Here is a 21,298-nt window from a genome sequence, read left to right as displayed (position 1 = left end):
CATGACGCTGCTCGCACATGATCGCTACTGCGACGAGATAGATCACCAGGTCGGCCTGCTGAGGGCGGTGGTGACCTCCGGTGCCGACCTGTCGGCCACCGTGCCGACCTGCCCCGACTGGTCGCTGGAGCAGCTCGTCCGGCACACGGGGGAGGCCCTGCGCTGGGTGGAGCTGATGGTGCGGACGCGCGCCGAGGAGGAGATCCCGGAGGAGACCGTGCCGGGCGCCCAGGGACCTGACGCGCAGGGCGACCCCGCCGCGCTCGACGCCTGGCTGGCGGAGACCGGCGAACTGCTCGTCGGCACGCTGCGCCAGGCCGGTCCGGACACCGCGGTGTGGTCGTGGGCCGGCATCCCCACGTCCGGGTTCTGGGCCCGCCGGATGACGCACGAACTAACGATCCACCGCGCCGACGCGACGCTCGCCGCCGGTCAGCCGTACGAGGTGGCCCCGGAGATCGCGGCCGACGCGATCGACGAGTGGCTGGAGATCGTGCAGTGGGCGCAGCTGACCATCCCCGACGACCCCTCGCGTGAGCTGCGCCGGCCCGGCGCGAGCATCCATCTGCACGCCACCGACCCCGCGCCGGACGTGGACGCCGAGTGGTTCGTCGACCTGGACGGGGAGGCGATCGTGTGGCGGCGCGGCCACGAGAAGGCGACGGTCGCGCTGCGCGGCACCCTCACCGACGTCCTGCTGGGTTTCTACCGCCGACTGCCGCTGGACAGCGCGCGGTTGGAGGTCCTCGGTGAGCGGGAGCTGCTGGAGTTCTGGCTGGAGCGGGCGACGTTCGGCTGAGCCCGCGCCCGGGAACGACTGTGGCCCGCCCCCGGACGGGGACGGGCCACAGTGGTGTCACGGAAGAGCCGGATCAGCCCTCGCTCTTGGCCCCACGGCGACGCAGGCCGAAGAAGACCGCGCCACCGCCGAGGGCGACCAGCGCGACCGCGATGCCCGCGATCAGACCGGTGTTGGAGTTCGCACCGGTCTCGGCCAGGTTGGAGTCACCGGCCGCCGGGGAGGGGGCGTTCTCCGCCGGAGCGGTGGACGCGCTCTCGGAGGGAGCCGGGGTCTCGGTCTCCTCGGCCGGGGTCGAGGCGGAGTCCGACGGCGTCGGCGACGGCGTGTCCGACGGAGCCGGGGGCTTCGTCTCGTCCTTCTTGCAGGCGGTGGACGGCGTCGTCAGGTTCGGCTTGATGTCCTGGTCGACGTAGCCCGCGGCCTTGACGTGCACGCGGTACTCGGCGTTCGGCTTCCAGTCCTCGGCGAAGGTGATGGTGACACCCTCGCGCGAGCCCTTGACCGTCTGCTCGCCGACCTTCTCGAGGTCGGCGCCGTTGTTCTGCAGGAACACGGTGACCGTCGCCGGGACACCGCTGGGGTCCTTGTCGGTGACCGTGATGACGCCCTTGTCGCCGTCGCACTTGGCTTCGGCGGAGAATTCACTGATGTCGCACGCGAGCGCGTTGCCCGCGACGGAGAGGGCCAGTGCGGCCGAGGCGGAAGCCACGCCCAGGGCCCGCACGGAGCGTGCGACAGTACGGCGGTTTATGGACACGTTTGTCCTTACGGGAGTTACACCACTGAGGGGGGTTGGAAGGGAGCGGCGACGGGACATCACCGTTCCCGTGAGACTCACAGATTTATAAGCGTCGCATAAGCACTGTCAACGCATATGCAGCCTACAGGCGTTGGCTTTGCCCTCTTATTAACCGAGGAGACGTTTCAGGGCCTCCGGCGCCTCCTCGATCCGGTCGACCAGGGCGAGCCGCGCCTCCATCGACCGGCCCTCCGCGAGCGACTGGAGCAGGGGCCACACCGGCAGCCGTTCGGTCCAGTGCGCCCGGTCCACCAGGACCATCGGCGTGGGCTCGCCGCGCGACTCGTAGTAGTTGGGCGTGGCGTTGTCGAAGACCTCCTGGACGGTGCCGGCGGCTCCGGGCAGGAAGACGACACCCGCCGTGGATCGCGCCAACAGGCCGTCCTCGCGGGTCGCGTTGGAGAAGTACTTGGCGATGTGGGAGGCGAAGGGGTTCGGCGGCTCATGGCCGTAGAACCAGGTCGGAATGCCGACCGAGCGGCCGCCGCGGGGCAGCCGGGCCCGCACCTCGAAGGCGACCGACGCCCACTCGGTGACGGACCGCGTGAACCCCGGTGCCTTGGCCAGCAGCCGCAGCGCGTCGCCCAACTCCTCGTCGCCGTACGGGGCGAGGAAGGCGCCGAGGTTGGCCGCCTCCATCGCGCCGGGGCCACCGCCGGTCGCGACCGTCAGGCCGGCGCGCGCCAGTTCCCGGCCGAGCCGGACGGCGCCCTCGTACTCCCGGGTGCCGCGGCGCATCGCGTGCCCGCCCATCACGCCCACCACCCGTGCGCCGGACAGGAGTTCGTCCAGGGCGTCGGAGACGGCGTCGTCGTGCAGCGCCCGCAGCGTCGAGGCGTACACGTCCCGGTCGGCCTTCGTGCGCTGGAGCCAGGCGTAGGCGCGGGCGTCCGGCGTGGCCTCGTAGCCGTCGGCCAGGGACGCGAACAGCTCGTCCGGCGTGTAGACATGACCCCGGTAGGGGTCGAAGGGCAGGTCCGGGACGGGCGGGAAGACCAGGGCGCCCTCGGCACGCACCTTGGCGGCCGCGTCCTCGCGCATCGGGCAGCCGAGGAAGACCGCGCCCGCGGCGCCGGTGGTGAGCAGTTCGCGCGTACGGTCCGTCAGATCGACGGCCTGCACGCGGAACCCGGCGAGGGAGCCGCGCGCCGAGACGGTCGCGTCGAACTCCTCCAGCGTCTCTATCTCGTGGTCGTCGTGGTGGGCCGCATGGGCGGGCATCGTCTGCACCCGCCCATGCTAGTGCTGTGACCGGGAAGGTTCACACCCGAGTACATCCAGTACGCGGGTCATGCTCCGCCTTGCGATGCACCGCACCGGACGCCGCGAGCTTCCCGGCGAACCTTCCCGGTCACAGCACTAGGTCGTCCCCGTACGGCTGTTCGTCAGCCCTCGACGGCCGCCGGGTCCATCCACACGACCTCCCAGGTGTGCCCGTCGAGGTCGTCGAAGGCGCGGCCGTACATGAAGCCCATGTCCTGGACCTTGTCCGAGGCGGTGCCGCCGGCCGCGACGGCCTTCTCCACCAGCTCGTCCACCTTGGTGCGGCTCTCCGCGCTCAGGCAGATCAGCACCTCGCTGGTCGTGGTGGCGTCCGCGATCTCCTTCTTGGTGAAGGTCGCGTAGAACGGCTTGGTGAGCAGCATCGCGACGATGGTGTCGCTGATCACGACCGAGGCCGCGTTGTCGTCGCTGAACTGCGGGTTGATCGAGTAGCCCAGCTCCGTGAAGAACTTCTTCGACGCGTCGAGGTCGTTCACGGGCAGGTTCACGAAGATCATCTGCTGGTACGCGGGGGCGGTCATCGGGGTCTCTCCCATCGGTTCGTCGCTGTTCGGTGAGGTAGACCCGGGGGCTCCGCGGAACTCATCGCCGCACGGGAACCTTTTTCCGGAGCTGGGGTCAGCGGGCCAGGGGCAGGGCGGCCAGTTCGGCCACGACCAGGGTCAGCGGGCCGAAGACGGCGAGCAGGGCACCGGCGCGCAGGGCCGCCGCGGCCCGCAGCGCGCTCGCCGGGGCGCCGAGGCGCTGCAGGGCCGCCGTGGTGCCGGCGCGGTCCTGCCGGGCCTCGACGGCGGCCGTGAGCAGCGTGGCCACGGCGCAGCCGGTGACCACGGCGGCGCCCAGCGCGGTGAGCGGGCCGAAGGAACCGGGCTCCGGTAGCGGGGTCATGGCGTACGCGGCCGAGGCCACCGCGCACACGACGCCGAGCGGGCGCCCGATGCGGGCGGCCTCCGCCATCAGGCCCCGGCCCGCCAGCAGCCGCAGCGCTCCGGGGCGCACGGCCTGCAGCAGCAGGCCGCACAGGTGGGTGAGTCCGGGGGCGGCCAGCGCGAGGCCCACCGCCGTGAGCAGCCAGCCCACGAGCACCCCGGTGGGGCCGGCGGGCAGCGCCGCGGGCAGCGCGGGACCGCCGTCGTCGGACGCGCCGGCGGCGTACGTCTCCACCGCCAGGCCCGCGGCGAGCACGGCCACGCCCCACGGCAGGCCCTTGGGCGCCGGGCTCGGCTCCGGCAGCGCGGGGAGCGTGTCCGGGGCGGCTCCGGCGGCGGGCGCCTCGACCGCCACGGTGCCGGGCGCGGACGCCGGCTCCTGCCCGGTGCCCGGCGTGCCCCGCACGGCCTCCCGCACCCGGGCGCCGAACCGGCCGTACGACCGCCCGGTGCCGCCGTCGGGAGCGGGGCCGAGTCCCTGGGGCCGCAGCACGAACGCCACCGTGGCGGACGCGATGAGCGGCACGAGGGCCAGCAGCGTCAGCGAGCCCGGAACGGGCAGCGGCGTGCCCGCCGCGAGCGCCTCCTCGGCCGCCCCGTCGAACGGCATGCCGGTCAGGTCGCCCCGCAGATGCAGGAAGACCAGCAGGGCCAGCATCGAGCCGAGCACGCAGGACAGGGCCGTGGTGGTGGCCGAGACCAGCATCAGGCGGGCCGGGCCCAGGCCGACCGCGGCGAGGCCGGGACGCGGCCGGGTGCCGGGGTCGGTGCGGGCGACGGCCACCGCGAGATGGACCGTCGCGGCGAGCGGGGGCAGGCACCAGGCGAGCCGCGCGGTCGCGTCGCCGGGCGAGTCGGGGTGGGACAGGGCGTACCCCAGGGCGCACAGCAGCAGGAAGCCGGTGCCCGCCGAGGCCGCCGTGACCAGCAGTCGGCGCAGCTGGACGGCGGGCCGGGCGCCGCGGGTCAGGCGGAGAGCGAGCACGCCGCCCGGCCTTCCGTCTCGGGGACGGGCGGCAGGTGCACGGTGTTCACGCGCCGTCCGTCGAGCAGGGCGATGGTGCGGTCGGCGAACGCCGAGCACTCGGGGTCGTGGCCGGTCAGGACGACCGTGATCCCGTGCGAGCGGGCCGCCGCCGTCAGCGTGCGCAGCACCTGGGTGCGGTCGGCGCGGTGCAGGGGCGCCGTCGGCTCGTCGGCGAAGAGCACCTGGGGCGCGGGGGCCAGGGCGCGGGCGATGCTGACGCGCTGGCGTTCGGCCCGGACGAGCTGGTACGGGCGCTTGCGGGCGGCGTCGCCGACGTCGAGACGCTCCAGCCACTCCAGGGCGGCCGTCTTGGCCTGACGCCGGCCGCTGCCGCGCAGCATCAGGGGCAGGGCGGTGTTCTCCCAGACGTTCAGTTCGGGGACCAGCGAGGGAGTGGGGCCGATCCAGGCGAAGCGGTCGCGGCGGAGCCGGTCGCGGGCCTGCGCCCCCATGGTGTGCACCGGCACGCTGTTGAACCAGACCTCGCCGCCGCCCGCCGGCGTCAGTCCCGACAGGCAGCGCAGGAGGGCCGTCTTGCCGCTGCCGCGGGGGCCGACCACGGCGAGGATCTCGCCCTCCTGGACCCCGAGCGAGACGCCGCTGAGCCCGGGCGAGCCGTCGTCGTACGAATAGTGCAGGGCGCGTGCCCAGAGCACGTCGTTGTCCGGCGGAGCCACCATGGCGTACACCTCGGTTCAGATCCGTAGTTCCCGTGCCGTTCCCCCGTCCGGGGGAACGAAGACAGGGCCGATCGGTTACCAGGCACGCTAAGGACCGGGGCGTCGAACGCCGGACAGCACGCGGCGGGGGTGCACCCTTCTCACTCCTACGGGCGCACCCCCGCCGACGGGCCGGGGTGGATCAGAGCTTGGTCCACGCCTCCGAGAGGGTGGCGCGCAGGATCTGCTCGATCTCGTCGAACGTCTGCTGGTTCGAGATCAGCGGCGGGGCGAGCTGCACGACCGGGTCACCGCGGTCGTCGGCACGGCAGTACAGGCCGTTCTCGAAGAGCTTCTTGGACAGGAAGCCGTACAGGACGCGCTCGGTCTCCTCGTCGTTGAAGGACTCCTTCGTCGCCTTGTCCTTGACCAGCTCGATGCCGTAGAAGAAGCCGTTGCCGCGGACGTCGCCGACGATCGGCAGGTCGTGCAGCTTCTCCAGGGTGGAGCGGAAGGCGCCCTCGTTGTCGAGGACGTGCTGGTTGAGGTTCTCGCGCTCGAACAGGTCGAGGTTGGCGAGACCCACGGCCGCGGACACGGGGTGGCCGCCGAAGGTGTAGCCGTGCAGGAAGGTGTTGTCGCCCTTGTAGAACGGCTCGGCGATCCGGTCCGAGATGACGCAGGCGCCGATCGGGGAGTAGCCCGAGGTCATGCCCTTGGCGCAGGTGATCATGTCCGGCACGTAGTCGAACTTGTCGCAGGCGAACATCGTGCCCAGGCGGCCGAAGGCGCAGATGACCTCGTCCGAGACGAGCAGTACGTCGTACTGGTCGCAGATCTCGCGGACCCGCTGGAAGTAGCCGGGCGGGGGCGGGAAGCAGCCGCCGGCGTTCTGCACGGGCTCCAGGAAGACCGCGGCGACGGTGTCCGCGCCCTCGAAGAGGATCTGCTGCTCGATCTGGTCGGCGGCCCAGCGGCCGAAGGCCTCGGGGTCGTCGCCGTGGATCTGGGCACGGTAGATGTTGGTGTTCGGCACCTTGTGCGCGCCGGGGACCAGCGGCTCGAAGGGGGCCTTCAGGGCGGGCAGGCCGGTGATGGACAGGGCGCCCTGCGGGGTGCCGTGGTAGGCGACCGCGCGGGAGATGACCTTGTGCTTGGTGGGCTTGCCGACCAGCTTGAAGTACTGCTTGGCGAGCTTCCAGGCGGTCTCGACCGCCTCACCGCCGCCGGTGGTGAAGAAGACCTTGTTCAGGTCGCCCGGAGCGTGGTCGGCCAGGCGCTCGGCCAGCTCCACGGCCTTCGGGTGGGCGTACGACCAGATCGGGAAGAACGCCAGCTCCTGCGCCTGCTTGAGGGCGGTCTCCGCCAGCTCGGTGCGGCCGTGGCCGGCCTGGACGACGAACAGACCCGCGAGACCGTCCAGGTACCGCTTGCCCTTGTCGTCGTAGATGTAGGTGCCCTCGCCCCGGACGATCGTCGGGACCGGCGAGTTCTCGTACGAGGACATGCGGGTGAAGTGCATCCACAGGTGGTCGTACGCGGTGCGGCTGAGGTCCTTGGTGCTCACGGTTATCGGGTCCTCACGGTTATCGGGTTCCCCACATGTAGGTCTGCTTCTTGAGCTTGAGGTAGACGAAGCTCTCCGTCGAACGCACGCCCGGGACGGCCCGGATGCGCCGGTTGATGACCTCGAGGAGGTGGTCGTCGTCCTCGCAGACGATCTCCACCATCAGATCGAAGGAGCCGGCGGTCATCACCACGTACTCGCACTCGGCCATGGCGGTCAGCGCGTCTGCCACGGACTCCACGTCGCCCTCGACGTTCACGCCGACCATTGCCTGCCGGCGGAAACCCACGGTCAGCGGGTCCGTGACGGCGACGATCTGCATGACGCCCTGGTCGAGCAGCTTCTGGACGCGCTGGCGCACGGCCGCCTCGGACAGGCCGACGGCCTTGCCGATCGCGGCGTACGGCCGGCGGCCGTCCTCCTGGAGCTGCTCGATGATGGCGAGGGAGACGGCGTCCAGCTGGGGACCGCCGCCGTTCCTGGACTCGCGGGAGTCCCTGTGCTCTGCGCTTCGACTGGCCACGGGGTCACTCTGCACGACGTATCGACAGTTCCGCAAGGTCGAAGCGATGAAATTCGTTGTTCACGTGACTGATACCTGCGGATTTCGCAGATGCGGGCTGGACGGGGGTGTTGAAAACGTCGGCCTGCCGTTTAGGGTGGGTGTCTCAGAGAATGGACAGTCGGAAAACCCAGTGAAGCCCCTGACAGGAGGCCGGCAGTGAGCACCGAGCTGCGTCGTCTGCGCAACTACATCGATGGTGAGTTCCGGGACGCCGTCGACGGACGGACCACCGAAGTGGTCAACCCCGCGACGGGCGAGGCGTACGCGACCGCGCCGCTGTCCGGACAGGCGGACGTCGACGCCGCCATGGACGCGGCGGCCCGGGCCTTCCCGGCCTGGCGCGACGCCACCCCCGCCGAGCGCCAGAAGGCCCTGCTGAAGATCGCGGACGCCTTCGAGGAGCGCGCCGAGGACCTGATCGCCGCCGAGGTGGAGAACACCGGCAAGCCGATCGGCCTCACGCGGTCCGAGGAGATCCCGCCGATGGTCGACCAGATCCGCTTCTTCGCCGGCGCGGCGCGGATGCTGGAGGGCCGCTCGGCGGGCGAGTACATGGAGGGCCTGACCTCGATCGTGCGCCGTGAGCCGATCGGCGTCTGCGCGCAGGTCGCGCCCTGGAACTACCCGATGATGATGGCCGTGTGGAAGTTCGCCCCGGCCCTCGCGGCGGGCAACACGGTCGTCCTGAAGCCGTCGGACACGACCCCCGCGTCGACCGTCCTGATCGCCGAGATCATCGGCGGGATCCTGCCGAAGGGCGTCTTCAACGTCATCACCGGCGACCGCGACACCGGCCGCATGATGGTCGAGCACCCCGTCCCGGCGATGGCGTCGATCACCGGCTCCGTCCGCGCGGGCATGCAGGTCGCCGAGTCGGCCTCCAAGGACCTCAAGCGGGTCCACCTGGAGCTGGGCGGCAAGGCCCCGGTCGTCGTCTTCCAGGACACCGACATCGCCAAGGCCGTCGAGGACATCTCCGTCGCGGGCTTCTTCAACGCCGGCCAGGACTGCACGGCCGCCACCCGCGTGCTCGTCCAGGAGTCGATCCACGACGAGTTCGTGCGGGCGCTCGCCAAGGCCGCCGCCGACACCAAGACCGGTCAGCCGGACGACGAGGACGTGCTGTTCGGCCCGCTCAACAACCCGAACCAGCTCAAGCAGGTCGCCGGGTTCATCGACCGGCTGCCCGCGCACGCCAAGGTCGAGGCGGGCGGCCACCAGGTCGGTGACAAGGGGTACTTCTACGCGCCGACCGTCGTCTCCGGGCTGAAGCAGGACGACGAGATCATCCAGAAGGAGGTCTTCGGGCCGGTCATCACCGTCCAGTCGTTCACGGACGAGGCCCAGGCCGTCGAGTGGGCGAACGGCGTCGAGTACGCGCTCGCCTCCTCGGTGTGGACCAAGGACCACGGGCGCGCGATGCGCATGTCCAAGGCCCTCGACTTCGGCTGCGTGTGGATCAACACCCACATCCCGCTGGTCGCGGAGATGCCGCACGGCGGCTTCAAGAAGTCCGGCTACGGCAAGGACCTCTCGGCGTACGGCTTCGACGACTACACGCGCGTCAAGCACGTCATGACGTCGCTGGACGCCTGACGGCCGGCTCCTCCCCGGCACACGACGCGGCCCCGGTCCCGGCACTCGCCGGCCCGGGGCCGCGTCGCGTCCCGCCGGGGCAGGCGTCCGTGACAGCACGGGGCACACCCGCACGGTTGCGGTGTGCGGTCCGCTGCCGCACAGCCCTGGCCGGCCGCGCGGTTCCCCGCGCCCCCGGGGGTACGACCTGGCGTCAGGTCTGTGGGGCGGTCCCGGTCTCGGCCGCCGGGCGGGCCATCAGGTGCAGGGGGTCGGCGGCGCGGGTGATGGCCGACTCGACGGCGGCGATCCGGTCGGCGAGCAGACCGAGGGCCGCCACCGCCCGGGTGAGCTGGTCGTCCTCGGGGCCGCCCAGGGCCTGGGTGCGCACGTACGCCGCCTTCACCTCCGCCCAGCGGGCGGCCCGCGCGGCGCTGAGCGTGCCGCGCAGCTCCGCCAGCTTCAGCAGGTTCGCCTCGGCGTCGGAGGTCAGCGTCTGCGCCTCCGCGCGGTAGTGGTCGTCGATCAGCGCGGCGAGCTCCGCGTCGTTCATGACCGGCTGGACGCGCTGGGCCATCTTGTTCATGTTCCGGTACGAGCCCTGGAGCCGGAACGGCGGTTCCGTACGGGTGGTGTCGGACTGCGCGGCGGACGCGATGTACGCGTCGTTCACCGCGAGCACGGTCGTGCGCACCGTCAGCAGATGCCGCAGCACGGCGAGGATCCGCTCCAGCTCGGCGGGCGCGTACGGGTGGGCCAGCCGGTCCGGACGCGCCGTCGGGTCGCCCTCGGCCAGCCGGACGAGCAGGTCCACGTCGGCCCGGTCGCGGCCGGCGAGCGGGGCCAGGACGGTGTTGGCGGTGAGCGCGTTCTCGAGGAAGCTCAGCGCGAAGACCTGCTCCTTGCCGGTGAGGACGTCGCCGAGGTTCCACACGTCGGCGCGGTTGGCGAGCATGTCGGGGACGTGGAAACGTCCCCCGGACTCGGTGTACGGGTTGCCGGCCATGCAGACCGCGAACCGCTTGCCGCGCAGGTCGTAGGTGCGCGGCTCGCCGTCGTGGACGCCGTCGATCCGGCGGGTGGCGTCGCACAGCGGGATGAACTTCTGCAGCAGCTCCGGCGAGGTGTGCTGGATGTCGTCCAGGTACAGCAGGGTGTTGTTGCCCGCCGCCAGCGCGAAGTTGATCTTCTCGACCTCCTGGCGGGCGGTCGCGTTCGGGGCCTCGGCCGGGTCCAGCGACGTTACGTCCCGGCCGAGCGCGGGCCCGCCGACCTTGACCAGCATCAGTCCCAGACGGTCCGCGACGTACTCGACGAGGGTCGTCTTGCCGTAGCCGGGCGGCGACAGGAGCAGCAGCAGACCGCCGGTGTCGGTCCGCTCGGCCGCGCCCGTGGTGCCGACCTGCCGGGCGAGGCTGTCGCCGACGAGCGGCAGGTACACCTCGTCGATGAGCCGGTTGCGCACGAACGCCGGCATCACCCGCGGCCGGTGCTCGTCCAGCCGCAGCCGGGCCCGTTCTGCCGCGGTCACGGCGGTACGGCGGCGCAGATGGGCGCGGTGGGCCGGGACCTCGTGCGCGGCGAACTCCCGGGTGCGGGCGAGGAATTCGTCCACGCGCAGCGTGAGCCGGCCCCCGGTGATCCGGGGGTGGGCACCGAGCAGGCCCTCCACCGTGGCGGTCAGCGGCGCGTCCCCCTCGTAGCGGGGGAGGTCCGGGCACAGCTCGGCGGCCACGGCCTCCGCCAGGTCCCCGTCGGTGACCTCGGTGCCGGTGGAGGCGGTGTACGCGGACAGCCACGCCTCGACCAGCTGGCGGCGCGCGGCCGGTCCGGTGAGCGCCGCGAGGTCGTCGTCGTAGGCGGACGTGCCGACCGTGCGGCGGAACTTCTCCAGCAGGGTGCGGGCGCCCGTGCTGAGGACGAACCCGTCCGGGCCGCCGGTCAGCTCGTCGAAGAGGTAGTCCGCGGCGGACTGCGCGCCGTCGCCGCCGATCGCCTCCGCCAGCTCGCGGCGCAGGTCGGCGATGGCCGGGGCGAGGCCGAAGGTGTCACGGGCTCGGGCCAGCGACACCGCGCGCCGGGCCCAGTCGGCGCGGGCCCCGTCCGTCGTGCCGTGCGCCCAGAACAGCTGGGCCCGCGCCCGGGCGGACGGCTCGTGGCGCAGCGGGCCCGCGCTCTCGTACAGGCCCAGAAGCGCGGTGAGGACGAGCACCGTGTCGTGGTCGTGGACGCCGGGTTCGTACCCCTCGTCGTACGCCTCCCGTGCGGCCCGGTTCACGAGGCCGGGCAGGTCGGCCCCGGCCAGGGCCGCGGCGCCGTGCGTGTCCAGCAGCCGCGCGGCCAGATGCTCGGCGCGGTAGACGTCCGGCGACTCCGAGGGCAGCGGCCGGTCCCAGTACGCGCGGGCCGCCATGAGTTCGGCGTCGGTCACCGGGGTGCGGTGGTCGGTGCCCGTGACGGCGAAGGCGAGGCCGTCGCCGTCGGGGACCAGGGTGAGGTCGAGCGGCTGGGTGTGGACGGCGAAGCGGTGGGCGCCCAGCCGCAGGGTCCGGCCGCCGTCGGCGTACAGGTCGGTACGGTCCCGCAGCGCGCGGCCGGCCTCCTGGCGCGCCGCCTTCAGCCGCCCGTCCAGCTCCTCCGCCCGCACTCGGTCACCCAGGTCGCGCAGCTCACCGGCGATGCGCCGGACCTTGCCCGGCATCGGGTCGGAGGCGAAGAAGGCGGCGACGGCGTCCGCGTCGGGCAGTGCGGCGGCCCGCCGGGCGACGGTCCGCAGCACCCTCTCCGCCGAGGCGGCCAGCCGCTCGGCGCGGCGGGCACGCTCGTCGGCGAGGGCCTGCTTGCGAGCCGTGAACGCCTCGTGGATCTCGTCGCGCCGGTCGGCGAGCGCGCCGAGGAAGTCGTCGAACTCGGCGAACCGCGACTCCAGGTTCTCCACCTGCACCAGCAGGCGGGCCAGGTGCTCCTCGCACGCCTCGGGCGTCCCGGCGGCGAGCGCGCCCGTGACCGCCTGCCCGAGCAGCGCGAACTCGGCGGCGAACTCGGCGCGCCCCTCCTGGGCGAGGAGGTCGCGGCGGCGCCCGTCCAGGACGGCACGCGCGCGGTTGACACCGCCGGCGACCTCGGCGATCCGCCCCAGGACGGCCGTACGGACCGTGGCGTCGGCGATGTCGAGACCGGCGACGACCTCCGTCACCGTGTCCAGGCCCTCGGCGAGTTCGTCGATCCGGGCGGCGACCGGCCCGGCCTCGGCGACGGTCGCGATGCCCGAGGCGTCCGTGAGGAGCCCCTCCACCCGCTCGTGATGGGCGGCGAACGCGTCCTCGCGGGCCAGGTCGGCGACCGCGCGCCGGCCGAACGCGGCGAGGTCGGACGCCACGTCCGCGGCCAGTTCGTCGATCCGGTCCGCGTCGGCGTACCGCAGGTCCTTCAGGGTGAGCAGATGCCCCTGGGCCCGGCGCAGTTCGGCGAGCCCCGACACCCACGCGTCGGCGCCCCGGGGTGCCTCGCCGCGCAGCCGCCGTACGACCGCCGCGACGCGCTCGGCGGCCTCGGTGAGCGCCTCGGCGGACTGCCGGGTCAGCGCCCGCACGGTACGGAACTCGGTGAGCACCTGCTCGGCGGTCGCCCGCAGCTGCCCCAACGGCTCGCCCAGACCGCCGAGTTCGGCCTCGTCCAGCCAGTGGTGGGCGTCGGCCGCCCGGACGCAGGCCGCCGTCAGCGCCTCGTACACCTCGACGGTCGGGGTGGTCTCGGCGACGGCCCCGGCGATCGACAGGCAGTCGGAGACGCCGCGCACCAGATCGGCGTTGCCGACCCGGGCCAGCGGGCCGGCGCCGACCGGCTGCGCGGCGGCGTGCACGTCGGAGGCGTAGGGGGAGTCCCACAGCTGGACGGGGTGGACGCGTCCCGGCTCGGCGCCCTCGGCGCGCAGCAGGACCAGCCCGCCGTCGCCGAACAGGGCCCAGCCGCCGCACGACAGCGGCGTCGACACCTCCTTGCGGATCACGTTGTACGGCAGCAGCAGGCCGCGGCCCGTCTCCCGCGCGTGGAACGTGAACAGGACGTCCTCCCCGTTCGGGGAGCGGACCGTCCGCTCGAACTCCAGGGCCGCCCCGTCCTCCGCGCCGGCGACCCCCTCGAAGATCTTGTACGCGCCGCTCGCCAGGCAGTACCCGCCCGGGAAGACGACGCCCTGGTCCTCGGGGAGCCGGCGGCACGCCTGCCCGATCCCGTCGAGGCGGACGACGGCCCTGGTCAGCGTGTTGAACACGAGGTACCGGTGGGCGTCCTCGTTGTAGGGGCGCACGCGCAGCAGGACGAGGGCGCCGACCCGGGCGTGTGCGATCTCGGCGTCCGCGAGGGACTGCAGCGGCTCGTCGACGGGCTCGGCGTACACGCCCTCGCCGGTCTCCGTGTCGTCCTCGGTCTTGACGGTGAGGGTGCCGCCGACGGTCGCCACGAACAGCTCGTCCTCGACGGCCACGTGCGGGTGCCGGCCGAGCCGGTGGTCCTCACGGGTGGCCGGGGTCCAGGCGAAGTCGTGGGCCGGCGGAAGCACATGGTCGCGGTCGCCGCGCGCGTCGAGGAAGGACACCTCGCCGGTGCCGGACACCGCCCAGCGCAGCACCCGGATGTCGTCCGCCTTCTCCCCGGTCTGGAAGACGGCCAGCAGGCGGCCCTCCGCCTGCCGCAGCCGCAGCAGCCGGGCCTGCCGGTAGTAGCGGTGCAGCGCCCCGAACTCCCGGACGAAGGCGGGGTCGTCGAGGAGGCCGGGCACGGCGTCCTCGGGCAGCCGGTTCAGGTCGCGGTCGTGCAGCGCGAAGACGTCGCCGACGGCGGGCTCGGTGCCCGCGCCCGCCGGGAGGCCGTGGCCGAAGAGCAGGACGTCCCCGACGGCCACGAGGTCGCGCGGCACGCACGCGTGCCCGGTGTGCAGCCGTTCGGTGCCGGCGAGTTCGAGGCGGACCGAGCCGAACTCCTCGGCCCGGCGGGCGTTGAGCGCCTCGGCGCGCCCGGCGAGCTCGGCGGCCTGCGCGGTGAGCCGGTCCCGCAGCACCTCGTAGGTGCCGGTGTCCAGGCTCGTCGTCCCGGTGGTCATGAGGTCCCTCTCGTACATCGGGGAGGTCACGGCGGACGGCGAGGTCGCGGTCCGGAGCCGCCGTCCCCTGCGCGGCGGCTCCGGACCGGGTGCCGGTCAGCCCTCGGCGCTGCCGTTGAGAGAGGCGAGGGGGGTCTCCGCGAGACCCAGTTCGCCCGCCCTGTCCAGCAGTTGCCGGAGCTGACCGGTGTTCGCGGTGTCCGCCTTCATGAGCTTCATCAGCAGTGCGGACACGGTCAGGTTCTGCACGTCCGCCGTGGAGACGGAACCGAGCACGTGGGTGAGGTCGTCGCCGAGGTCGCGCGTGCCGTCCAGCCAGGGCCGGCCGAGCGCCCGCGCCGTCTCGGAGTGCTGGACGAACCCGTCCACGCCCTTGCCGAGCGCGATGGAGGAGACCAGACGGTCGAAGAAGACCGACTCCCCGCCGACGATGTCGATGTCGGCGTTCTCCAGGCCGGTGGCGAGCACCGTGGCCTGGGCCTCGGCGACCTGCCGCTGCACCTCCAGCCCGGCCAGCCGGATGTCCTTCTCCGCCTCGAGGCGCAGCCGGTACTCCTCGTGGCCCCGGGACGCGTCGTCCAGCGCCGCCATCGCCGCCGCCTTCTCGGTGAGCCCGGCGGCCTCGGCCTTGAGCTTCTCGCCCACGCCCTCCGCCTCGGCGAGCGCCTTCGCCCGCGCTCCCTCGGCCTCCGCCCGCATCCGGGCCTCGGTGGCCCCGGCCTCCGCGCGGCCCGCCTTCTCGATGACGTCGGCCTCCTTGTCGCGGACCTGCACCGCGGCCAGCCCCTCGGCGGCGGCCTCGGCCTGGACCGCCTCGGTGAGCCGGAGCTTGGCCCGCGCGTCCAGGTCGGCGCTCTTCAACCGGGCCTCGGCCAGCGTCAGCTCCTCGGCCGCGCGGTGCACGGCGGCCTGCTCGGCGGCCTCGGCGGCCTTGATGTCCTTGACCAGCCGCTCCTGCGCCTCGGCCTCGGCGGCGATGATCACGGCCTGCCGGTCGCGCTCCGCCTCCTCGACGGCCCGCAGCCGCTTGATGGCCTCCTCCTGCTCGGCGACCGTCCGGTCGACGGCGACCCGCTCGCGGACCACCTCGGCGATCTGCCGCTTCTCCGCCTCGACCTCCTTGTCGGCGGCGATCCGGTTCAGCTGCGTCTCCCGCTCACGGGCGATGACCTCCAGCAGGCGGTCCTTCTCGATGCGCTCGCTCTCGACGGCGAGGACCCGCTCGCGGTTCTTCGCGGCGACGGCGACCTCGCGGGCCTGGTTCTCCCGCTGCACCCCGAGCTGTTCCTCGGTCTTGAGGAAGGCGGTCTGGGCCCGCAGCCGCTCCTCCTCCACCACCCGCGCCGTCTCGGCCTCCTCGCGGGCGCGCACGGTCTCGATCTCCCGGCGCTGCTTGATCTCGGCGTCGGCCTGCCGGCGCTCCAGCTCCAGGATGGCCTCGCGGGCGTCGACGTTCTGCCGCGTGATCTCCTTCTGCTCGGTGCGCTGGGCCTCGTTGGTGCGCACGTGCTCGACGGCCGTCAGCTCGGTGATCTTGCGGATGCCCTGGGCGTCGAGGACGTTGGCGGGGTCGAGCTGGGTGAGCGGCGTCTGCTCCAGGAAGTCGATCGCCGCGTCCTCCAGGTGGTAGCCGTTCAGGTCGACGCCGATGACCTCGATGATCCGGTACCGCAGTTCCTCGCGCTTGGTGTAGAGGTCGGTGAAGTCCAGCTGCTTGCCGACGGTCTTCAGCGCCTCGGAGAACTTGGCGTGGAACAGCTCCTGGAGCGTGTCGCGGTCGCTCGCGCGGGCCGTACCGACGGCCTGGGCGACCTTGATGACGTCCTCGACCGTCTTGTTGACCTTGACGAAGAACGTGATCCGGATGTCCGCGCGGATGTTGTCGCGGCAGATCAGTCCTTCCTTGCCGGCCCGGGTGATCTCGATGGTCTTCACCGAGATGTCCATGACCTCGGCCTTGTGCAGCACGGGCAGCACGACCTGCCCGGTGAAGGTCACGTCGACCTTGCGCATCTTGGAGACGATCAGGGCCTTGCCCTGCTCGACCTTGCGGAACAACCGGGCGACGGCCAGTACCACCAGCAGGCAGGCGACGACGAGCGCGCCGGTGCCGACGATCATGGGAACCATGACATACGTCCTTCGGGCGTAGGTGTGCGGGGAGAGACAGGTGTGGGCGCGTGGTGAGCCGCCGGGGCGGTCCCGGCGGCGGCGCGGCTCAGACGGCGCGGTCCCGCGTGCGGAGCGTGGGGGTGCCCGTGCGCGCCGCGCGCCGCGCGGCCGGGCCGGGTTCGTCGGGGAAGAGGCGGTGCAGCCGCCGGACGAGTGGACGGGTCGCGGACCGGGCCACGACGAGGGCGGCGACCGGCACGACCAGCCGCAGCAGCGGGCCGGCGGCGCTCCCGTCAGGGGTGAGCGCGGCGACCGGCACGGCCGCACCGACGCTCAGGGACCAGGCGAGGAACGTCCAGAGCGACAGCGCGACCGTCACGGGCACGCCGTCCAGCCCCCACCCGCGCAGGTCCACGTCGGCGTCGAAGCTGCGGACACCGGCGAGACCGGCGGCGGCCAGGAGCCAGAAGCAGACGGCCACGACGAGGGCGGCGCTCAGGACGAGGGTGGGCAGACCCGTGGCGGCTGTCAGAACCGTGCGCATCTCGGGGCCCCCTCTCCCCTCGGCGCCGCGCAGGGCGGCGCATGTCGTCCGGCGGGCACGGCACGGCAGCGGTCCGGTGCCGGGACACCTGCCAGTGTCCGGCACCGCGACCGTCCGTGGTGCTCCCCGCGGACCATGCTGCCGGAGGCCACCCCGCTCGCGCATTGCCGGTTTCCGGCAATGTTCACCCGCTCCTGGGTGCCGGACGCCGTCCCGGGGGAGTCACCGGCACGCTGGAAGGAAACGTTCCGCCGAGGTCACCCGGCGGGGCGCCGGTGATGGTGCCGGTGATGGACGGCGGCGCGGCCCACCGTCGCCGCCAGCCTGCCCAGCCGGCGCCAGTCCAGGCGGGCCTTGCGGCGGGGGACACCGGGGCGCCGGCGCGGCACGCGCACCCGCAGGGCGCCGGGCTGGACACGGCAGCGGACCGGGGCGGGCAGCATCAGCGCCTCCCCGTCGACACCGGCCTCGATCTCGGGGCGGTCGGCGTCCACCAGCACCTCCCGGGCGGTGACGAAGGTGAGGCCGTGCGGGCCCGGCGTCAGGAGCAGCGCGGCGGCCTGGGCGGCGCTGTCCACCCGGATGCCGAGGACGCCGAGCGTCCCGCCGTCGAGGCGGTCGCGGTAGCCGAGGCCGAAGGGGTCGTCGGTGCGGTAGACGTTGTTGCTGATCAGCACGGCCTGCGGGGCCTCGAGCGTGGTGTCCCCGGCGCGGGCGGTCAGGCGTGGGCCCTCCTCGCCGAGGAGCAGGTCGGGCAGCAGCTCCAGACTCGTGCCGATCTTGGCCTCCCGGTAGCCGGGGTTCTGCACGATGGCCGCGTACGCCCCGAAGGACGCGTTGTTGACGAAGGGCCGGTCGCCCGCGAAGCCGAGGTCGACGCGCAGCTCCACGCCGTCGGTGAGCGCGTCGAGACAGGTGGAGGGGTCGTCCCGGTCCAGGCCCAGGTCCATCGCGAAGTGGTTGCGGGTGCCGGCGCTGATCACCAGGAACGGCAGGCCGTGCTCGGCGGCGACCGCCGCGACCATTGCCTGTGTGCCGTCGCCGCCCGCCACCCCGAGCAGGTCGGCCCCGTTCGCGACGGCCTCGCGGGCCAGCGCGGTGACGTCCTGGTACCGCTCGGGGTCGAGGAGGACGACCTGCGCGCCGAGCCGCTCGGCCTTCTCCTTCAGCCCGAAGCGGCCCACCTTCCCGTCGCCCGAGAGGGGGTTCATGATCAGGAAGGGCCGCCGTACGGGCAGCGCCCTGCGCTCGCGCATCGGCCGCACCCGCGAGGGCGTCGTGGTCCCCAGCGCGTACCGCCCGCTCCACACGGCCACCGCCCACAGCGCCACCGACACCAGCAGCGACCACAGGAGGGTGACCGCGAACAGGGCGACGAGCGCGGCCGGGACGATCAGCGCCACGAGGGCCGCGACCCAGCGCAGGGGGCCGCGCAGGGTCAGCGTCCACCACAGCGCGACCGCGCTGACGGCCAGGCCGACCGCCGCGGCGACCAGGAGCAGGACACCGACGAAGCCGCCGTGCACCAGGGGCACGAGCAGGGCGAGCCCGGCGGCGACCAGGGCGGCGCGCGCCGCCCACCGCTGCTTCACAAAGGCGCGCCCGCTCACGTCGAGGGCCATCGTTCCTCCGTTCGCCCCGTGGACATCGTAGGACCGGTCTGTCTACGGATGCTCGCGCTGGGCCCGCCGAACCCCACCGGACCGGGGGGACCCGCTTTTGAACATGTTCAACTCGGGCGTAGGCTACGGCCATGAGCGACAGAGCCGCCCTGCTCAGGGGCATCCGCGTGTGGTTGGTCCTCTTCGTCGTCTGCCTGGTGCTCAGCGGCGCCACGGCCTTCCCCCTCGTCCACGAACTGCGCTGGACGGAGGACCTGCTGAGGGCCCTGTCCGTCCACGAGAGCCTGCCCGGCCTGATGGAGTGGATCGAACGCGTCCGGCAGGGACTGGACACCGCCGACGCCGAGCACCCCTTCCTCCTCTACGGCACGGACTGGCTGGCCTTCGCCCACCTCGTCATCGCCGTCGCCTTCTACGGCCCCTACCGCGACCCGGTCCGCAACATCTGGGTCGTCGAGTTCGGCATGATCGCCTGCGCCGGCATCATCCCGCTCGCCCTGATCTGCGGCCCGATCCGCGGCATCCCGCTGTGGTGGTCGGTGATCGACATGGCGTTCGGTGTCGTCGGGGTGATCCCGCTGTACGTCGTGCGTCGCAGGATCAAGCGGCTGGAGGTGCTGGCGGGGGCGCCGGTGCCCGGAGCCCCCGCCGCAGCCGTCAGCGGTTGAACGCGGGGAAGGCGAAGCGCTGGGCGATGGCCAGGCCGTCGCCCTTCGCGTCCGTGGAGGCCACCGAGTACACGACGGTCCGCGACAGGTCGCGGGTGGCGGCGACGACGGTGTGGTAGCCGGGCCGCGAACCCGTCTTGCCCCAGATCACCCGGCCGTTCAGCTCGAAGCGCTCCAGACCGGCGCCCATGGTGGCCCCCTCGGCGTCCGGAACGGTGAACATCTCCTCCAGCTGCGGCTCGGGCACCACCCGGCCGCGGAACAGCGCGACCAGCAGCCGCTCCATGTCGGCCGTCGTGGAGATCAGATCGCCGGCCGCGAACCGGTCGCTCATGTTCCACTCGGTCACGTCGACGAGCCGCCCGTCGATCCAGTCGTAGCCGCGGTTGTGCGGACCGCGGATCCGCGGGTCGGGCCCGGCCGGGAAGGACGTGTGCCGCATGCCGAGCGGACGGAAGATCCGCACGGCAGCCTGATGGGCGTACGTGTCACCGGTGACCTTCTCGATCAGCAGGCCCAGCACGGTGTAGTGGATGTTGCCGTACTGCTGGAACTCACCCGGCGCGTGCTCCGGATCGGGCCCCTTGGCCACCGACGCGGCCACCACCTCCTGCGGGGTCAGCGTCTCGAACCGGCGCTCGTAGGCGGTGTCGACGTCGTCGCCGAGGGAGGCGCCCGGCTGGAGACCGCTGGTGAAGTTCAGCAACTGCCGCACGGTGATGGGCGCGAAGTCGTCCGTCAGCAGACCGGGCAGATACCGCTGCACGGTTCCGTCGAGCGAGATCCGTCCCTCCGCCGCCAGTTGCAGCACGATCGCCGAGGTCACGATCTTCGTCGTGGAGCCGGCCCGGAACCGGGCGTCCTCCAGGGCGGGCGCCCCCGACCTGATGTCCCGCACGCCCGCCTCCCCGTGCCAGCTGCCGTGCCCGCCCACGCGGATCAGCGCGGCCGTGGCGTCCCGGTCGGGCAGCCCCTTCAGCGCCGCGCACAGGGCCGCGACGTCGGGACCGTCCGCCTCGGCGGCCTCGATCGCCCGCGCGGAGCACGACGAGGAGGCGGGCCGGGCGGACGCGGTGCCGGCCAGCGGCAGCGCGGTCAGGGCGAGGGCGAGCGCGGAGGTGACGAGCGCGGGGAACGGGCGTACGGGCATCTGCTGCTCCTGGGCGACGAGTGGACCGGGGGTCCGGCGGACGGTGCGTGATCATCGTCGTGCCGGACCGGCCGGAGCCGGATCGTCACCGAGGAGGGCGGGGACCCTGACCGGCCCCCCAGCAGATCCCCTGCGCGACAAGGGCGTTGATGAGGGATGGCCCCTACGGGCGCCGGCGTCCGCGAACGTGCCCGGACCGTCCGGCGCGCTCCCGTTCGGACAGCAGGACGTCCACGCGGTTCGTCGTCACCGAGTCCACACCGGCGTCCAGCAGACGGCGCATCGAACGCCGGGTGTCCGGGGTCCAGGCGGACAGCAGACACCCGCCACGGTGGACCCGCTCGGCGAGCGCGTGATCCACCAGGGTGAAGCGGTAGTTGAGCCAGCGCGGCCGGACCGCCTCCAGCAGCCCGGCGCGCGGCGGCGCCTTCGTCGCCCAGGTCAGCGCGATCTCGGCGGCCGGATCGGCGGCCCGCACCGCGAGCATGGCCGGGGCGCCCGCGCAGTAGTACACCCCATCCTGCGCTCCGCACGCGCGCACGGTCTCCACGATCCGCCGCACAGCCCACGGCTCGGGGGCGCCGGGCAGGTCGATCATCACCCGGCTCCCCTCGCACTCGGCGAGCGCCTCCTCCAGGGTGGGCACCCCGCCCTCGGTCAGCCCCCGCACCTCCGCCGCCGACAGGGCGAGCAGCGGCCGGTCCTGCCCCCAGAGCCGTTCCAGCGTCGCGTCGTGCAGCAGCACCGGCACCCCGTCCCGGGTGAGCCGTACGTCGATCTCCACCGCGTCCGCGCCTTGGGCGAGCGCGGAGCGCAGCGAGCCGAGCGTGTTCTCGCGGACGCGGAAGGGCTCGCCGCGGTGGGCGACGGCGGTCACATGGTCCATGGGGCCAT

At 73.1% G+C, this 21,298-nt stretch carries 16 protein-coding genes; 3 read left to right on the top strand and 13 right to left on the bottom strand.

Annotated features, from left to right (window positions below):
* The first annotated feature begins 1 nt into the window (after position 1).
* Positions 2-799, top strand: a complete 798-nt coding sequence (locus tag ADL34_RS24715; RefSeq protein WP_062666753.1) for a maleylpyruvate isomerase family mycothiol-dependent enzyme — start codon at positions 2-4, stop codon at positions 797-799.
* A gap of 73 nt (positions 800-872) precedes the next feature.
* On the opposite strand, the gene ADL34_RS24710 is transcribed toward ADL34_RS24715, so the two are convergent.
* The 7 genes from ADL34_RS24710 to ADL34_RS24680 form a co-directional block, all read right to left on the bottom strand.
* Entirely contained in the window at positions 873-1,526 is a 654-nt protein-coding gene (locus ADL34_RS24710; protein ID WP_256959214.1) for an LAETG motif-containing sortase-dependent surface protein, read from the bottom strand.
* Between the two features lie 183 nt (positions 1,527-1,709).
* Complete coding sequence (locus ADL34_RS24705; RefSeq protein WP_062666756.1) at positions 1,710-2,831, bottom strand: LOG family protein; 1,122 nt, start codon at positions 2,829-2,831, stop codon at positions 1,710-1,712.
* A 155-nt stretch (positions 2,832-2,986) separates the two neighbouring features.
* The gene (locus ADL34_RS24700) at positions 2,987-3,406 is read right to left on the bottom strand and encodes a VOC family protein (protein ID WP_062739815.1); all 420 of its coding nucleotides are present in this window, start codon (positions 3,404-3,406) and stop codon (positions 2,987-2,989) included.
* Between the two features lie 97 nt (positions 3,407-3,503).
* Positions 3,504-4,799, bottom strand: coding sequence for a hypothetical protein (locus ADL34_RS24695; RefSeq protein WP_062666758.1), 1,296 nt, complete (start codon positions 4,797-4,799; stop codon positions 3,504-3,506).
* Entirely contained in the window at positions 4,781-5,521 is a 741-nt protein-coding gene (locus ADL34_RS24690; RefSeq protein WP_062666821.1) for an ABC transporter ATP-binding protein, read from the bottom strand. Before ADL34_RS24690 ends, ADL34_RS24695 begins: the two co-directional genes overlap by 19 nt.
* Before the next feature lie 181 nt (positions 5,522-5,702).
* Positions 5,703-7,067: an aspartate aminotransferase family protein gene (locus ADL34_RS24685; RefSeq protein ID WP_062666760.1), complete on the bottom strand. Its 1,365-nt coding sequence runs from the start codon at positions 7,065-7,067 to the stop codon at positions 5,703-5,705.
* 19 nt (positions 7,068-7,086) lie between these two features.
* A complete protein-coding gene (locus ADL34_RS24680; protein ID WP_062666762.1) occupies positions 7,087-7,605 on the bottom strand; it encodes an Lrp/AsnC family transcriptional regulator in 519 nt (172 codons plus the stop codon).
* A gap of 183 nt (positions 7,606-7,788) precedes the next feature.
* Between ADL34_RS24680 and ADL34_RS24675 the strand changes: the two genes are divergently transcribed.
* On the top strand, positions 7,789-9,228 hold the full coding sequence (locus ADL34_RS24675) for a gamma-aminobutyraldehyde dehydrogenase (RefSeq protein WP_062666764.1): 1,440 nt from the start codon (positions 7,789-7,791) through the stop codon (positions 9,226-9,228).
* 193 nt (positions 9,229-9,421) lie between these two features.
* Here ADL34_RS24675 and ADL34_RS24670 read toward each other — a convergent pair whose 3' ends face one another.
* The 4 genes from ADL34_RS24670 to ADL34_RS24655 all read right to left on the bottom strand — a co-directional run bounded on the left by ADL34_RS24670 (position 9,422) and on the right by ADL34_RS24655 (position 18,586).
* On the bottom strand, positions 9,422-14,308 hold the full coding sequence (locus tag ADL34_RS24670; RefSeq protein ID WP_062666823.1) for a DNA repair ATPase: 4,887 nt from the start codon (positions 14,306-14,308) through the stop codon (positions 9,422-9,424).
* Between the two features lie 96 nt (positions 14,309-14,404).
* Positions 14,405-16,438: a flotillin family protein gene (locus ADL34_RS24665; RefSeq protein ID WP_062666766.1), complete on the bottom strand. Its 2,034-nt coding sequence runs from the start codon at positions 16,436-16,438 to the stop codon at positions 14,405-14,407.
* An 88-nt stretch (positions 16,439-16,526) separates the two neighbouring features.
* Positions 16,527-16,964, bottom strand: coding sequence for a hypothetical protein (locus ADL34_RS24660; RefSeq protein ID WP_062666768.1), 438 nt, complete (start codon positions 16,962-16,964; stop codon positions 16,527-16,529).
* A 257-nt stretch (positions 16,965-17,221) separates the two neighbouring features.
* Positions 17,222-18,586, bottom strand: coding sequence for a diacylglycerol/lipid kinase family protein (locus ADL34_RS24655; protein ID WP_062666770.1), 1,365 nt, complete (start codon positions 18,584-18,586; stop codon positions 17,222-17,224).
* A 131-nt stretch (positions 18,587-18,717) separates the two neighbouring features.
* On the opposite strand from ADL34_RS24655, the gene ADL34_RS24650 reads away from it, so the two are divergent.
* A complete protein-coding gene (locus tag ADL34_RS24650) occupies positions 18,718-19,254 on the top strand; it encodes a hypothetical protein (protein ID WP_062666772.1) in 537 nt (178 codons plus the stop codon).
* On the opposite strand, the gene ADL34_RS24645 is transcribed toward ADL34_RS24650, so the two are convergent.
* Entirely contained in the window at positions 19,244-20,404 is a 1,161-nt protein-coding gene (locus ADL34_RS24645) for a serine hydrolase domain-containing protein (protein ID WP_062666774.1), read from the bottom strand. The genes ADL34_RS24650 and ADL34_RS24645 overlap by 11 nt on opposite strands.
* 163 nt (positions 20,405-20,567) lie before the next feature.
* Positions 20,568-21,290, bottom strand: coding sequence for a glycerophosphodiester phosphodiesterase (locus ADL34_RS24640; protein WP_062666776.1), 723 nt, complete (start codon positions 21,288-21,290; stop codon positions 20,568-20,570).
* Positions 21,291-21,298 lie beyond the last annotated feature (8 nt).

This window comes from Streptomyces sp. NRRL WC-3605 (assembly GCF_001509795.1).
Taxonomy (GTDB): domain Bacteria; phylum Actinomycetota; class Actinomycetes; order Streptomycetales; family Streptomycetaceae; genus Streptomyces; species Streptomyces viridochromogenes.
This window is presented reverse-complemented; position numbering and strand designations above follow the sequence as displayed.

What these genes read in the sequence shown, in the direction of transcription:
- ADL34_RS24650 (WP_062666772.1), top strand. Translation starts at nt 18,718, where the DNA reads ATGAGCGACAGAGCCGCCCTGCTCAGGGGCATCCGCGTGTGGTTGGTC.
- ADL34_RS24700 (WP_062739815.1), bottom strand. Translation starts at nt 3,406, where the DNA reads ATGACCGCCCCCGCGTACCAGCAGATGATCTTCGTGAACCTGCCCGTG.
- ADL34_RS24690 (WP_062666821.1), bottom strand. Translation starts at nt 5,521, where the DNA reads ATGGTGGCTCCGCCGGACAACGACGTGCTCTGGGCACGCGCCCTGCAC.
- ADL34_RS24665 (WP_062666766.1), bottom strand. Translation starts at nt 16,438, where the DNA reads ATGGTTCCCATGATCGTCGGCACCGGCGCGCTCGTCGTCGCCTGCCTG.
- ADL34_RS24655 (WP_062666770.1), bottom strand. Translation starts at nt 18,586, where the DNA reads ATGGCCCTCGACGTGAGCGGGCGCGCCTTTGTGAAGCAGCGGTGGGCG.
- ADL34_RS24660 (WP_062666768.1), bottom strand. Translation starts at nt 16,964, where the DNA reads ATGCGCACGGTTCTGACAGCCGCCACGGGTCTGCCCACCCTCGTCCTG.
- ADL34_RS24645 (WP_062666774.1), bottom strand. Translation starts at nt 20,404, where the DNA reads ATGCCCGTACGCCCGTTCCCCGCGCTCGTCACCTCCGCGCTCGCCCTC.
- ADL34_RS24670 (WP_062666823.1), bottom strand. Translation starts at nt 14,308, where the DNA reads ATGACCACCGGGACGACGAGCCTGGACACCGGCACCTACGAGGTGCTG.
- ADL34_RS24715 (WP_062666753.1), top strand. Translation starts at nt 2, where the DNA reads ATGACGCTGCTCGCACATGATCGCTACTGCGACGAGATAGATCACCAG.
- ADL34_RS24640 (WP_062666776.1), bottom strand. Translation starts at nt 21,290, where the DNA reads ATGGACCATGTGACCGCCGTCGCCCACCGCGGCGAGCCCTTCCGCGTC.